Annotated in this window: 15 protein-coding genes; 8 read left to right on the forward strand and 7 right to left on the reverse strand. The window is 34.2% G+C overall.

The features are described from left to right. Window positions 1–23: 23 nt before the first annotated feature. Entirely contained in the window at window positions 24–479 is a 456-nt protein-coding gene (locus AC3ITQ_RS03850; RefSeq protein ID WP_489236887.1) for a DinB family protein, read from the reverse strand. Window positions 480–556: 77 nt separating this feature from the next. Here AC3ITQ_RS03850 and AC3ITQ_RS03855 point away from each other — a divergent pair, with 77 nt between their 5' ends. The 4 genes from AC3ITQ_RS03855 to nadD all read left to right on the forward strand — a co-directional run bounded on the left by AC3ITQ_RS03855 (window position 557) and on the right by nadD (window position 3,377). Further along, a complete protein-coding gene (locus AC3ITQ_RS03855; RefSeq protein ID WP_026983658.1) occupies window positions 557–910 on the forward strand; it encodes an arsenate reductase family protein in 354 nt (117 codons plus the stop codon). Window positions 911–1,160: 250 nt separating this feature from the next. Continuing rightward, a complete protein-coding gene (locus AC3ITQ_RS03860) occupies window positions 1,161–2,021 on the forward strand; it encodes a YicC/YloC family endoribonuclease (RefSeq protein WP_489236888.1) in 861 nt (286 codons plus the stop codon). 93 nt (window positions 2,022–2,114) lie between these two features. Beyond that, the gene (gene gmk, locus AC3ITQ_RS03865) at window positions 2,115–2,687 is read left to right on the forward strand and encodes a guanylate kinase (RefSeq protein ID WP_194657546.1); all 573 of its coding nucleotides are present in this window, start codon (window positions 2,115–2,117) and stop codon (window positions 2,685–2,687) included. A gap of 108 nt (window positions 2,688–2,795) precedes the next feature. Beyond that, on the forward strand, window positions 2,796–3,377 hold the full coding sequence (gene nadD, locus AC3ITQ_RS03870; protein WP_489236889.1) for a nicotinate (nicotinamide) nucleotide adenylyltransferase: 582 nt from the start codon (window positions 2,796–2,798) through the stop codon (window positions 3,375–3,377). Window positions 3,378–3,433: 56 nt separating this feature from the next. Here nadD and AC3ITQ_RS03875 read toward each other — a convergent pair whose 3' ends face one another. Together AC3ITQ_RS03875 and AC3ITQ_RS03880 are read right to left on the reverse strand one after the other, a co-directional pair. Continuing rightward, window positions 3,434–4,375 (reverse strand): ADP-ribosylglycohydrolase family protein, encoded by a 942-nt coding sequence (locus tag AC3ITQ_RS03875; protein ID WP_489236890.1) that lies wholly within the window; start codon window positions 4,373–4,375, stop codon window positions 3,434–3,436. Between the two features lie 46 nt (window positions 4,376–4,421). Continuing rightward, window positions 4,422–5,327 (reverse strand): LysR family transcriptional regulator, encoded by a 906-nt coding sequence (locus tag AC3ITQ_RS03880; RefSeq protein ID WP_489236891.1) that lies wholly within the window; start codon window positions 5,325–5,327, stop codon window positions 4,422–4,424. Window positions 5,328–5,412: 85 nt separating this feature from the next. On the opposite strand from AC3ITQ_RS03880, the gene AC3ITQ_RS03885 reads away from it, so the two are divergent. From AC3ITQ_RS03885 to AC3ITQ_RS03895, 3 genes are all read left to right on the forward strand, one after another. Beyond that, window positions 5,413–6,177 carry a type 1 glutamine amidotransferase domain-containing protein gene (locus tag AC3ITQ_RS03885; RefSeq protein ID WP_489236892.1) on the forward strand — a complete coding sequence of 255 codons (765 nt, stop codon included), beginning with the start codon at window positions 5,413–5,415 and terminating at the stop codon, window positions 6,175–6,177. Window positions 6,178–6,367: 190 nt separating this feature from the next. Then, the gene (locus AC3ITQ_RS03890; protein WP_489236893.1) at window positions 6,368–7,525 is read left to right on the forward strand and encodes an iron-containing alcohol dehydrogenase; all 1,158 of its coding nucleotides are present in this window, start codon (window positions 6,368–6,370) and stop codon (window positions 7,523–7,525) included. Between the two features lie 387 nt (window positions 7,526–7,912). Next, on the forward strand, window positions 7,913–8,908 hold the full coding sequence (locus tag AC3ITQ_RS03895; RefSeq protein ID WP_489236894.1) for an NAD(P)H-dependent glycerol-3-phosphate dehydrogenase: 996 nt from the start codon (window positions 7,913–7,915) through the stop codon (window positions 8,906–8,908). A gap of 212 nt (window positions 8,909–9,120) precedes the next feature. On the opposite strand, the gene AC3ITQ_RS03900 is transcribed toward AC3ITQ_RS03895, so the two are convergent. The 3 genes from AC3ITQ_RS03900 to AC3ITQ_RS03910 form a co-directional block, all read right to left on the reverse strand. Further along, complete coding sequence (locus AC3ITQ_RS03900; protein ID WP_072969826.1) at window positions 9,121–9,528, reverse strand: hypothetical protein; 408 nt, start codon at window positions 9,526–9,528, stop codon at window positions 9,121–9,123. 99 nt (window positions 9,529–9,627) lie between these two features. Next, window positions 9,628–10,647, reverse strand: coding sequence for a phenylalanine--tRNA ligase subunit alpha (gene pheS / locus AC3ITQ_RS03905; protein ID WP_194657553.1), 1,020 nt, complete (start codon window positions 10,645–10,647; stop codon window positions 9,628–9,630). Window positions 10,648–10,757: 110 nt separating this feature from the next. Then, window positions 10,758–11,114, reverse strand: coding sequence for a hypothetical protein (locus tag AC3ITQ_RS03910; protein ID WP_074660669.1), 357 nt, complete (start codon window positions 11,112–11,114; stop codon window positions 10,758–10,760). Window positions 11,115–11,356: 242 nt separating this feature from the next. Between AC3ITQ_RS03910 and AC3ITQ_RS03915 the strand changes: the two genes are divergently transcribed. Next, window positions 11,357–11,908: a CvpA family protein gene (locus AC3ITQ_RS03915; RefSeq protein ID WP_489236895.1), complete on the forward strand. Its 552-nt coding sequence runs from the start codon at window positions 11,357–11,359 to the stop codon at window positions 11,906–11,908. Window positions 11,909–11,978: 70 nt separating this feature from the next. Here AC3ITQ_RS03915 and AC3ITQ_RS03920 read toward each other — a convergent pair whose 3' ends face one another. After that, a complete protein-coding gene (locus AC3ITQ_RS03920; RefSeq protein ID WP_489236896.1) occupies window positions 11,979–14,387 on the reverse strand; it encodes a glycoside hydrolase family 95 protein in 2,409 nt (802 codons plus the stop codon). Between the last annotated feature and the right edge of the window lie 206 nt (window positions 14,388–14,593).

Here is a 14,593-nt window from a genome sequence, read left to right on the forward strand (position 1 = left end):
CCCGCTAAGGCGGGATTTCTTTTTTATACGAACTTTCTAATACTCATTACGATTCCGGTGTGAATTCCTTCGTGATAATTATTAAAATCTAAAGCTCCATTTATATTCTTAAGAGTGTAACCCATACTTGTAGTATATTCTGTGTAGGTTTGAAAAATACCATCAGCAAAATCTTTCTGAACCTGCTCTAAAGTTGTAGAAAGTAAAGTCCTGATTTCATCTACTTCTACTTGCGAAACATCGCCTTCCGGTTTGGTCCCTTTTCTGTATTTGTTTATAAAATCTTCTGAAACCTTCATTGGCAAACCTGATAACTTATAGACTAAAACTTGTTGTGTCGATACGCAATGTGCAATATTCCAAATCAAATTATTACTAAATCCTGTCGGGATTTTGTTTAACTGTTCTAATGAATGATTGTCTAAAATTTTCAAAAGAATTTCTCTAATGGTTTTTTGTACTTCAAAAACTGAATTCATAGTTATAATTTTTTTCTAAAATTAGGCATTTTTCAGTTTCAAATGAATTTTCTTTGTAGTCACTAAATTTAAAAATCATGAATAAAATATATTACTTAGCTTCTTGCGACACCTGTAGAAAAATTATAAAAGGTTTACCGGCGAATCACAATCTGGAATTTCATGACATCAGACAAAATCCGATTACCGAAGCGGAATTGGAAGAAATGCACAAACTTGCTGGCAGTTATGAAGCGTTATTCAGTAAAAAAGCGCAATTGTATAAGTCTATGGATTTAAAAAACAAATCATTAACGGAAGCTGATTTTAAAAAATACATTCTGGAACATTATACTTTCCTGAGTCGTCCGGTTTTTATTATTGACGGTAAAATTTATATTGGCAACAGCCAGCCAGTTACTTTACAAGCTATGAAAGCTTTGGAAAAATAATACCTGACAGTTCTTAAAGAAACGGTACGCGCGTTAGGGATTACTTCACTCCACTTTTATTTTATTTTAGTGTTCAGTGAACTTCGTTTGCAGCGGAAATCCTTTTTTTGAGCTTTTTCTGCTCAAAAAAAGATTGGAGCGGATAGCCCGGCCCAGAGGGAACGCCCAAAAAACTAAAATTATGGCTTTAAAATACTAGAAACTCTCACTGTGAATTTTTTAGTATCTTTGCGCCTTTATACTCAATTATATGATACAATCTATGACAGGGTTTGGCAAATCTTCTTTGCAATTGCCTACAAAAAAAATTACGGTCGAAGTAAAATCCTTAAATAGTAAAGGTTTAGATTTAAACGTAAGAATGCCGTCGCTGTACCGCGAAATGGAATTAGGTTTAAGAACTCAAATCTCTACAAAACTTGAACGAGGAAAAATTGATTTCGGAATTTACATTGAAAGTACTTCTGAACAAACTTCGACAAAAGTAAATGTTCCTGTTGTAAAAAATTATATTGCACAACTTAGAGAAGTTTACCCTGATGCCGATGAAACGGAGCTAATGAAAATGGCCGTTCGTATGCCTGATACCCTAAAAACAGAGCGCGAAGAAATCGATGAAAACGATTGGGATCAGATTCAGGTTATCATTGAGGAAGCTTTACAAAACATCTTAACTTTTAGAAAAGACGAAGGTGAATCGCTTGAAAAAGAATTTAATCTTAGAATTGGAAATATCCGTCAATATATGAACGACGCTTTGGCACTTGATCCGGAACGCGTTCAGGCTATAAAAGATCGTTTGCAGACTGCTATTTCTGAATTGAAAGTGAATGTGGATGAAAATCGTTTCGAACAGGAATTGATTTATTATTTAGAGAAACTGGATATTACAGAAGAAAAAGTACGTTTGACGAATCACTTAGACTATTTCTTAGAAACCATTAAAGGAACCGAAGCTAATGGCCGTAAACTAGGTTTTATTACTCAGGAAATGGGTCGTGAAATTAATACGATGGGTTCAAAATCAAATCATGCTCAAATGCAGAAATTGGTTGTGATGATGAAAGATGAATTGGAGAAGATTAAAGAGCAGGTTTTAAACGTACTTTAAAAAGCTGTAAGCTTTAAGCATTAGGCTTTAAGCAAAAAAAATACAAAGTAATAAAGCTTAAAGCATACTGCCTAAAGCCTAAAGCATACCATAATGAACAAAGGAAAATTAATTGTTTTCTCAGCACCTTCGGGATCAGGAAAAACAACTATCGTAAGACATTTACTTGGGAAAGAAGATTTAAACTTAGAATTTTCGATCTCGGCGGCTTCACGCGACCCACGCGGAGAAGAAGAACACGGAAAAGATTATTATTTTATTTCGTTGGAACAATTCAAAAAACACATTAAAGCCGAAGATTTCCTGGAATGGGAAGAAGTTTATCGCGATAACTTTTACGGTACTTTAAAAGCGGAAATTGAAAGAATCTGGGCTTTAGGAAAAAATGTGATTTTTGATATTGATGTTGCCGGTGGATTGCGTATCAAGCATAAATTCCCGGAACAAACTTTAGCTGTTTTTGTTAAACCACCAAGTGTTGATGAATTAAAGCGCCGCTTAAAACAACGTTCTACCGAAAGTGATGACAAAATCAATATGCGAATCGCAAAAGCTTCAGTAGAATTGGCTACTGCTCCACAATTTGACACAATTATCAAAAACTACGATTTAGATACTGCCAAAGAAGAAGCGTATCAATTGGTAAAAGACTTTGTAAACAAATAAGTTATTACACAGAGCTGCACAAAGTAAAACGCAGAGATACACAAAATTTTTATAAATTACTTTGCGAATCTCTGTCAAATCTTCGTGAATCTGTGAAACAAGACAACTATGAAAGTAGGCCTTTATTTCGGAACGTATAATCCCATTCATGTTGGTCATTTGATTATTGCCAATCACATGGCTGAGTTCGCCGATTTAGATCAGGTTTGGATGGTGGTTACACCTCATAATCCGTTAAAAAAGAAAGCGACTTTATTAGACGATCATCAAAGACTCGAAATGGTCTTTCTGGCAACAGAAGATTATCCGAAAATAAAACCCTCAGATATCGAGTTTAAATTACCTCAGCCAAACTATACGGTGAATACTTTGGTTCATTTGCAGGAGAAATATCCAAATAATGAATTTTCACTGATTATGGGAGAAGATAATTTGAAAACGCTTCACAAGTGGAAAAACTACGAAGTGATTTTAGATCATTATGAAATCTACGTTTATCCACGAATTTCTGAAGAACCGGAAAATGTCGAATTAAAATCGCATCCAAAAGTTCATATTATTGATGCACCAGTTGTGGAGATCTCTTCAACTTTTATTCGAAACAATATTAAGAAAGGGAAAAATATTCAACCGCTTTTACCTCCAAAGGTTTGGGAATATATTGATCACAATAATTTTTATAAGAAATAAAAAAAGCCTGAATTTTAAGAATTCAGGCTTTTTTCATTTTTATTACAACGCTTTAACTACAACATTAACTTTTTTGATAATCGCTCTGCTAAATCTTTAATATCACTAGTTCTGACCAAACTTTGGACCCATTTACTTGGAATATTTTCCATCCTATAATAAATACCGGCCAATCCACCAGTAATTGCACCGGTTGTATCTGTATCTTCACCCAAATTAACTGCTTTTAAAACAGCTTCTTCATAAGAATTAGAATTTAAAAAGCACCAAAAACTTGCTTGTAAACTATCAAGAACATATCCTGAAGAATGAATATTCTCTTCATGATAAGCTGAAACATCATTCTTTAAAATTCTATCAAACAATTGAATTTCAAACGGATTAAACTTTTTATCTTCCATAAAATTTGATAAAATAATTTGCATATCCCTAAAAGCTACAATTTTCTCTTTTCCTTTTAAAATTTCCAAACAATAAACCACATAAATAAAACAGGAAAATACAGAGCGAAAATGAGCATGTGTAATGGAAGAAACTGCTTTTACCTTTTGATAGACTTTCTCGATATCTTGTTCATTATTTAGATGAAAAACTAAAGGTAAAATTCGCATTAATGACCCATTTCCATTATCACCTTCTTCAAAACCCCCACATAATTCGGGCAAATGTCCTTTTCCTATATTATGAATTGCTTTTCTTGTCGCAATTCCAATATCAAAAACTTTTCCGTGAGGAGTCCATAATCCTGTACTGTACCACTTTACAAAGTTTGACGCTATTTTAGATAAGTCAAAATCTCCACATAAAACCTCTGCCAAACAAAAAGCCAAAGAACTGTCGTCACTCCAAGTTCCCAAAGGTTGAGAATGAGTTCCAAAACCAATCATTTCAGAAACTGGATTTTGTTTTAAATAACTTCTGGACTCAAATTCTACAGGAACGCCCAATGCGTCTCCAATTGCTAAACCAAATAAACCAGATTCAATTTTATTTCTCATTTTATGTATTTCAATCTATTCCAAACCTTCCATAATAGTACAATCTCTACATCCTATTTCCAAAAAACAATTTTAATTCTTTAGAAATAGTATCAAAAAACGAGCTTAAATTATTGTTCTTAGCACTCAACAAATACACATACTCCTCCGGAACGTGAAAACTATTCCACAACAGTTGCAATTTATTTTCTTTGATATATTTTCGTGAATTACAATTCCAGGTGATGGCAATTCCGGAATTTCTGGATAACATTTCCAACATCTCAGATTCTGATGGAATGATATAATTGGGCACTATTGCAGGTCTCTTTTTATTGAATGCGTGTAACCAGAATAATTTCACATGTGGAATTCGCGCGTCGTGACTGTACCATTTTTGATCGTTAAGCCACTGCTCTATTTCTGCAGCATTATCTGATTTTAATTTTTGGCGAAAATCGGTTATATCTAAATTTGATGAACCAACTACAACCAGCTTAATCTTTCCGATGATTTCATAAATTGTATCAAACGTATCAAACCTTTTCGTTACGATCGCAAAATCGAGTTTTTTAGCATCGACAAGCGAAAAAAGAACATCATCTTCAGCAAAAGTAAAATCAATTAAATCAAACTTCGAGATTAGGGTGCTCGCAAAACAATTAAACAAATCTTTGGACACGCCAATCGAAATTAATCGTTTAGAATCTTCTGCTTTAGCCCTAAAACCGCTTTCAACATTTTCTAATCTGTCGAGTGCATCAATAATTAAATTATTGAGTAACTTAGCGTATTCGGTTGCTTCAACCCCTTTTGACTTCCGATTGAATAATTTATAACCTACATGCGCTTCTAGCATTGATATCTGCTGACTTACTGCGGGTTGACTAATAAACAACTCTTTTGCAGCGACTGAAAAATTACCATTTTTATAAACCGACTTAAAGGTTCTGTACCATTCCAGATTTACCATGATATAAATATATTTATTACAAACATAGTTTATTTTATTTTTACTAATATCACTTAAGCCGTAAATTTGATGAAAATTTAAAACTATGAAAAAAATAGCATTACTCGCAATTATAGCATTCACCGCCAGTAGCATAACAGCTACGGCTCAAAAATCAAATAAAAAAGGTATGAAAAAAGTATTATTTGTTGTTACCAGTAACGATAAACTGGGTAACACTGGAGAAAAAACCGGATTTTGGTCAGAAGAATTTGCTGCACCTTATTATGAACTATTAGACCAGGGAGTCGAAATTACGATTGCTTCTCCACTTGGGGGCCAACCGCCAATTGACCCAAAAAGTGCTGATCCGGCATCAGCAACAGAAGACACAAAACGTTTTGATGCTGATCAAGTTTTACAAGAAAAATTAAAACATACCTTAAAACTTTCGACTGTAAATCAAAAAGATTATGATGCGGTTTTTTATCCTGGAGGTCATGGACCACTTTGGGATTTAGTGGAAGATCAAAACTCAATTGATTTAATCGAATCATTTTACACGCATAACAAACCTGTTGCATTTGTTTGCCACGCTCCAGCCGTTTTGAAAAACGTAAAAGTAAAGGGTGAATACTTAGTTAAAGGTAAAAAAGTTACGGGTTTCACCAATGAAGAAGAGGAAGCTGTTGGTTTAACCAAAGTAGTTCCGTTTTTGCTAGAAGATGCTCTTTCATCAAACGGAGGTAAATTCTCAAAAGGACCAAACTGGCAGCCTTATGCTGTTGAAGACGGACTTTTAATTACAGGACAAAATCCGGCATCATCAAAATTAGTAGCTGGTAAATTATTGCAAAAATTGGGTAAATAAGGGACTAAGGTTCTAAGTTACTAAGATGCTAAGATTTTCCTGCTGGTAACTTAAAAACTAACCTCTTATTCACTAACTAATAAAAATTTAAAATAAAAAAAGGCTCTAAGGTTCTGAGATACTAAGTTGCTAAGGCAAAAAAACTTAGAACCTCAGAACCTTAGCACCTCAGAACCTTAAAAATAAAAAAATGATAAACTTCGAATTATACAATCCTACGAATTTAATCTTCGGAAAAGGACAAATTGAAAAACTTTCCACTTTAGTTCCACAAGGAGCCAAAATCTTATTGGCTTATGGCGGCGGAAGTATTTTTAAAAATGGCGTTCACGAGCAGGTAATCAACAATCTAAAAGGTTTTGATATTGTGGAATTTGGTGGAATAGAACCAAATCCGCATTTTGAAACTTTGATGAAAGCTGTTGAAGTAATCAGAGCCGAGAAAATAGACTTTATCCTGGCAGTTGGAGGCGGATCTGTAATTGACGGTGTAAAATTTATTTCGGCAGCCGTTAATTTCGACGGAAATCCGATTGATATTTTACAAAAAAGAATTTTAATTAAAGAAAATGCCGTGCCTTTTGGAACCGTTTTGACTTTACCGGCTACAGGAAGCGAAATGAATTCTGGTTCTGTGGTTACTATTGCAGCAACGCAGGAAAAACTAGCTTTTGGTGGTAGTGCCTTGTTTCCAAAATTTTCTATTTGCGACCCAACCGTTATTGTTTCTTTACCAAAAAGACAATTGCAAAATGGAGTTGTCGACGCGTACACACACGTAATGGAGCAATATTTAACGTATCCGCATGAAGGCTTTTTACAGGACAGAATTGCTGAGGGAATTTTACAAACGCTAATTGAAGTTGGTCCTAAAGTTGTTGAGAACCCGGCCGATTATGCTTTGGCTTCAAACTTTATGTGGAGTTGTACAATGGCCTTAAACGGATTAATTCAGAAAGGCGTACCACAAGATTGGGCAACACATATGATTGGACACGAATTAACTGCTTTATACGGAATTGATCACGCTAGAACTTTAGCGATTATTGGCCCAAGTTTATACAAAGTGATGTTTGATACCAAAAAAGGAAAATTAGCGCAATACGGAAGAAGAATCTTCAACTTAACAGGTTCTGATGATGAAGTTGCTAAAGAAGCGATCAATAAAACCGTAGAATTCTTCCATACAATGGGAATGGACACTAAACTTTCGCAATACACAAACGATTATCAGGAAACAGCTGATTTTATTGTAAAACGTTTTGATGAAAGAAACTGGAAAGGGTTAGGCGAGAATCAATTGGTGACTTTGGACAAAGTGAAGTCTATTGTTGAGATGAGCTATTAATAAATAAAATTCCAAAATTTTGAAATTCCAAATTCCAATACTTAGAATATGTTATTGGGATTTGGAATTATTTTTTGAAATTGGAATTTCAGAAAATTGGAATTTGAGTTTAACAAAAAAGGCGTTCTTAAAATATTTAGGAACGCCTTTTTAAAATACTAAAACAAAACTAACTAACTCATTTTTTGCTAAACTCATTAAATTCTAATTTATAACTACTTAGAACGTAATGATATCAACTTTATTGTATTAATGATGAAAATATTTTTAATATTTTTTTTAATCAGCTGAAAACCCTCGCAATTAAAGGTCAATTACAAATTTCTTAAATGAGATTTTGTGTTATTACTACTTTATTAAGTACTTTTGCTTCAAATTATTAAAATAATGAGCGAAAATTTAAAATTTGCAGTAATTGGAGGAGGTAGTTGGGCAACAGCAATTGCAAAAATGCTTTGCGTAAATCTTTCCGAAATTGCATGGTATATGCGTAATGACGCTGCAATAGAGCACATTCAAAAATACAAACACAATCCTAACTATTTAAGTTCGGTAGAATTTGATACCAAAAAGCTTAAATTAACCAACAATATCAACGAAGCAATCGAATACGCAGATTATGTAATTTTTGCTATTCCTTCTGCTTTTTTAGATGCGGAATTGAAAAACATGACCGTTTCTTTATCTGATAAAATTATTTTCTCTGCGATTAAAGGAATTGTTCCTGAAACGAGTTTAATTGTTGGCGAGCATTTTCACATTCAATACGATATTCCATATTACAATATTGGAGTTATAACTGGTCCTTGTCATGCTGAAGAAGTAGCTTTAGAAAGACTTTCTTATTTGACAATTGCCTGCGGAGATCCTGAAAAAGCTTCTATCGTAGCAAAATCACTTTCCGGAAATTATATCAAAGCTAAAATTTCAGACGATATTATTGGTACTGAATATGCCGCAATGCTTAAAAACATTTATGCAATTGCAGCCGGAATTGCCCATGGTTTAGGTTATGGTGATAATTTCCAATCGGTTATGATGAGTAACGGAATCCGTGAGATGAAGAAATTCATCAGAAAGGTTCATAAAATGAAACGTAATATCAATGATTCCGCCTATTTGGGCGATTTATTGGTTACTGGATATTCTGTCTTCTCGAGAAACAGAATGTTCGGAAATATGATCGGAAAAGGCTACACGGTAAAAAGTGCCATGATGGAAATGAGCATGGTTGCAGAAGGTTATTACGCTACCAAAAGTGCTTATAAGCTAAATCAGGGTTACGGTGCTAAAACGCCTATTATTGATGCTGTTTATGCTGTTTTATATGAAGGAAAGGATGCTAAGACTGTGTTTAAGAAATTGACGGAATCTTTGGATTAAGAAAAAAGAATATAGAGAATAGAACATAGAATATAGACTTCTAATTACTAAGAATAAAAAAGAGTCAAGACGAATATAATAATTTTGTCTTGACTCTTTTGTTTTAGGTAGAATCTAAAGTCTATATCTATACTGTATTTTCTATGCTATATTCTCTATGCTCTATATTCTATGTTCTATTCTCTATTTTCTATGTTCTATTCTCTATTTTCTTACTTCACCATCACCCCTTCAACAAACAAAATCGGCACTTCTTCCGTATCGTTCTCGTTAATTAGGTTTGATTTGAAGATAAATTTCTTGTCGTACAAAGTGTTTCCGATGAAGAAAGTCACCATGAATTCGTTATTTAAAACCAAAAGGCTTTTTTCTATCATTTCTATTTTAACTACAGAAACAGCTGGAACCTCAACAAAGGCATGACGTAAAACAGAAGTTTTTTTCATTTCGCCATCAATTGTTCCAAATGCTTTTGAAACAACCATAACGCTGTCTAAATTAAAGTCACTATCGTTTACCAGATAAGCGTACCACACTTTTTCCATAAAATCGTCACTCCATTCCTGAACAGCGGCAAGGAATACGTTTTCTACTTCTGGGATTGTTATGTCTTTTTTCATATTAGTCAAAAGTTTAAAAGTCAAAAGTCATAAAGTCGAAAGTCTAAAGCCATTATGTTGAGACTTTATACTTTCGACTTTATGACCTTACGACTTAAATTATATATTTGCTTTAAATTGCTCTAAGAAACGAACGTCATTTTCGTAAAACATACGGATATCACCAATTTGATACAATAACATCGCGATACGCTCCACTCCCATTCCGAAAGCAAAACCATTGAATTCATCAGGATTGATGTCACAATTTTTAAGAACATTTGGATCAACCATTCCGCAACCACCAATTTCTAACCATCCAGTTCCTTTTGTGATACGGTAATCGGTTTCTGTTTTTAGACCCCAATAAATATCAATTTCGGCACTTGGCTCTGTAAATGGAAAGTATGACGGACGTAAACGAATCTTGGATTTTCCGAACATTTCTTTAGTAAAATAAAGTAATGTTTGTTTCAAATCGGCAAAAGAAACATCTTTGTCAATGTACAAACCTTCAACCTGATGGAAAATACAGTGTGAACGTGAAGAAATAGCTTCGTTACGAAATACACGCCCAGGAGAAATAGTACGAATAGGCGGTTTGTTATTTTCCATATAACGTACCTGAACAGATGATGTATGCGTACGCAACAACACATCAGGATTTGTCTGGATGAAAAAAGTATCCTGCATATCACGAGCCGGATGATATTCCGGTAAGTTTAAGGCAGTAAAGTTATGCCAGTCATCTTCGATTTCAGGACCTTCAGAAACGTTGAAACCAATATTGGCAAAAATATCTATAATTTGATTTTTTACAATAGAAATAGGATGACGCGAACCAATAATTACAGGCTCGGCAGATCTGGTTAAATCACCAAATATACCTTTTGTCTCCTGTTTGCTTTCCAGCTCTTCCTGAATAACTCTTACTTTTTCTTCAGCAACGGTTTTTAAGGTATTTATTACCTGTCCAAAATCTTTTTTCTGGTCATTCGGAATATTTTTAAACTCTGTAAAAAGTTCTTTTAATAACCCTTTACTACCTAAATATTTAATTCGGAACTGCTCTAAAGATTCTTTATTTTTATCATTAAAGGCTTTGGCTTCCTCTATATGCTGTTTTATCTTGTCTATCATTTTCCTTCAATAATTGAGAGAGCAAATTTAGTGATTTTAGTTGAAAGTAAACAGTAGCAGTCACAGTTTTCAGTGATTGACAATCTTATAACTGTGACTGCTACTAAAAACTAATCAATAACTTCTCTTTCTAAGAAATAATTCACAATCGCTTCTTTCATCAAAACCGATTGTTCCCCTGCTTTTAAAGGCGGTAACTCTTCTTTTACTCTGTAATGCGGCCATCCGTCTTCATCAAAATATTCGAATTCATAGAATCCGTATGGTTCTAATAAACGGCAAATGGCAATGTGCATTAAGTTTAATTTTTCATCTTTTTTAAATTCACGATGCACTTTTCCGAGTTCCTGAACTCCGATTAAGTAAATAATGGCATCTAAATCTAAGTCTTCACCTTGCGAAAACTGATTGGATAGTATATCGACGAGCTTTTCCCAACGCTCTTTTAATTGTGTATCTCTGGACATTTTTAATTTATGATTTTAGATTGTAGATTTTAGATTGCGTAACGATTTTTCGATTTTTAAATCTAAAATCTACAATCTAAACTCTAAAATTAGAAGTGCAAAGATACGGACTTCAAATCCAATGACCTTAAAAAATAAAACATCAGAAAATAAAAACCTTTGCCCCTTTGCATCTATGAACCTCTGAGCCTCAAAAAACAGATAATTCTTTTATATTTGCGCCTCAATAAAACAAGAGATATATGAGTTTTTTCGATATGATTTTTGGAGCACTTTTGGCTTTTAGTTTGTACAAAGGTTTTAAAAATGGGCTTTTTGTAGAAGTTGCTTCTTTCATTTCATTATTGCTGGGAATTTACATCGCGATTAAATTTTCTTCCTTAATGAAGGAAATAATCATGAAACATGTTTCCTGGAATCCCAACACGATTCAGATAACTGCCTTTATCCTGACTTTTATTCTGGTTGTAATAGGGGTTTATTTTTTAGCCAAAATCCTTACCGGAATTGCCGATTTCGCTTTCCTGGGATTACCTAATAAACTTGGTGGTGCTTTTTTCAGAGTTTTGAAAACCATTTTGATTATGAGTGTTTTTATTGCTCTTTTTGAGAAAATAAACTTCAATAATACTTTTGCGAAAAAAGAAACTTTAGATAAATCTATTTTTTATAATCCGGTAAAAAAAGTGGCAGCTTTTGTGTATCCGTCTATTGAAAAATGGTATGAATCTTTTAAAGAAGAACATGCTAAAGAATCTGAGAAAAAATCCACGGAAACTTCTGAAAAGGAATAATTTAAAACAACAAAACCTAACAGGTTTTAAAAACCTGTTAGGTTTGATAAAGATTACATCCAGAATTATTTTACCAGTTCACTTCTAGTTTTTCTCCTTTTTTCAATGTGATATCTTGCTTTTTATTACCGCTTATTAAAGTTGTTTTCCCTCCATTTTTAGAAAATACAGTTACTTTTTTAAGTAATTTATTTCCCCATTCCATTTCAATTTCAAATCCGCCACGGGCGCAGATTCCTTTCACAGATCCCGATTCCCAGGCATCTGGTAAAGCAGGCAATAATCTGATTTCATTTTCATCAGATTGAACTAACATTTCAGCAACGGCGGCTGCTCCACCAAAATTTCCGTCAATTTGAAATGGTGGATGCGCATCGAATAAATTCGGATACGTTCCTCCTCCTCGTCTTGGCTTCTCCGTTTTCTTTCCGTCCGGATCTACGTAGCGAAGTAATTCTCTGTACATTTTATAAGCACGATTTCCGTCCCAAAGTCTTGCCCAAAGGTTGATTCTCCAGCCTTTTGACCAACCAGTGGTTTCATCGCCTTTTATTTCGAGTGTTTTTCTGGATGCTGCAGCTAAATCTGGTGTTTTCTCAGGTGTAATTTGATCACCTGGGAAAAGTCCGAATAGCTGTGATTGATGACGGTGTTTTGGATCTTCGTCATTCCAGTCAAAATACCATTCCTGTAAATTTCCTTTTTTACCCACTTGATACGGATGAAATTTAGAAAGCGCAGTTTCGAGTTTTGTTCTGAAAGCTGAATCAATGTTTAAAACTTTTGAAGCTTTAATGGTCTTATCAAAACATTCTCTGATCATCGCCAGATCTGCAGTTCCTCCATACATTGTTGCTCCAATATAACCGTCTGGTGCAATAAATTTATTTTCAGGTGAAGTTGATGGCGATGTAATTAATTTTCCGTTTTTATCTGTAATCATCCATCCCAGAAAGAATTCAGATGCGCCTTTCATAATTGGATAACCTTCATTTTTCAAGTAACTTTTGTCTTGGGTAAAAACATAATGTTCCCAAATATGTGTACTCAGCCAGGCACCAGATAACGGCCAGCAAGCCCAGCTTGGATCATCATTTCCAAACGTTCCAACCGGATTTGTCATTGCCCAAATATCAGAGTTGTGTGCAGATGCCCAACCTTCATTTACACCGTAAAATGTTTTTGCGGTTACTTTTCCGGTTACCGAAAGGTTTTTAATAAAACTTAGAAGCGGCAAATGCATTTCTGAAAGATTGGTGTTTTCGGCCAGCCAATAATTCTCTTCTACATTGATATTCATAGTGTAATTACTGCTCCAGGGCGGATTTAAATGCGGATTCCAAATTCCTTGTAAATTTGCCGGAACGCCCATTGTTCTAGAAGAACTTATTAATAAATAACGTCCGAAATTGAAATACAAAATCTCCAGATTTTTATCTTCTTTTCCTTCTGAATATCTAAGTAATCTTTCGTCTGTTGGCAAATCTGGAGCGGTTGTTTTGCCTAAATCCAAATTGACACGATTGTAGAACTTTTGATAATCTGCAATATGTGATTCCTTTAATTTATCGAATGGTTTTGCATAAGCTTTGTTCAAATTTTGTGATGCAATTGCTATATCGTCTAAACCTTCTGTTGCAGGATTTTTATCAAAACCATTAAAGCTTGTTGCGGCAGAAACATAAATAATAGCTTCTGTTGCGTCTTTTAAGCTTATGGATTCTCTGGAATTTGTAATTTTTCCGTCCGTTTTTTTGATTTGGACTAAAGTGGTAAATCTTGTTCCTCTTTCTTTTACTTCGAGATATTTTGGTAAAACAGTGTATCCCGGATTTTCATGAATGGGCGCAGTACCTGTCATTACGAGAATATTATTTCGAACTTCAACATTTGATTTTAATAAACTCTTTAAATTAATATCAAAATTTAAAGCCCCTTTTTTATCACTTGTCAATTTGATTACCATAATTTGGTCCGGAGCCGAGACAAAATATTCGCGGGTATATTTTATGCCCGCCATTTCGTAACTTACTTTTGATATGGCATTCGAAATATCCAGTTCGCGATGGTAATTTACCGCTTTCCCTTTTTCAGTATTATTGATTTCTAAAGTTCCTAAAGGCGCAAAAGATTCTGAGTTTTTACCCTGCACTTTTTTGTTTAACTCATCTGCCAGCTTATAATTTTCATTTTTTAAGGCTTCACGAATTGCCGGAATATTTTTGTAAGCTTCCGGATTCATTTTGGCATTTACAGGTTCGCCCGACCAAAGCGTTGCATCGTTCAGATAGATTTTATCTGAATTGGCTCCTCCAAAAACAGTTGCTCCCATTTTTCCGTTTCCTAAAACAAGGCTTTCCTCAAAAAATTCAGCGGGTTGATTGTACCATAAAACATGATTGGATTGTGCGTTTCCCTTTGTATAGAAAAATGTGATTAGTAAAATGAAAAATGTTTTTTTTGTGAGGTTTGCGTTCATTTTTGTTGCGTTTAAAATATGTCGCTCCTACGGAGCTTTATGCTGATGTTCATTTTTTACCAACGGATTTACATCCGTTGCTACCGATATTTCGTTCCTATGGAACTATTTTCGATTATAATATACGTTTAATCAATTATAAAAATGATATTTTCTTGTTTACCCCTCACCCGCGTGAGGGATAGAGCTAAGCTACCGCAGTAGCA

The sequence above is a fragment of the Flavobacterium sp. KH_001 genome, from assembly GCF_057840745.1.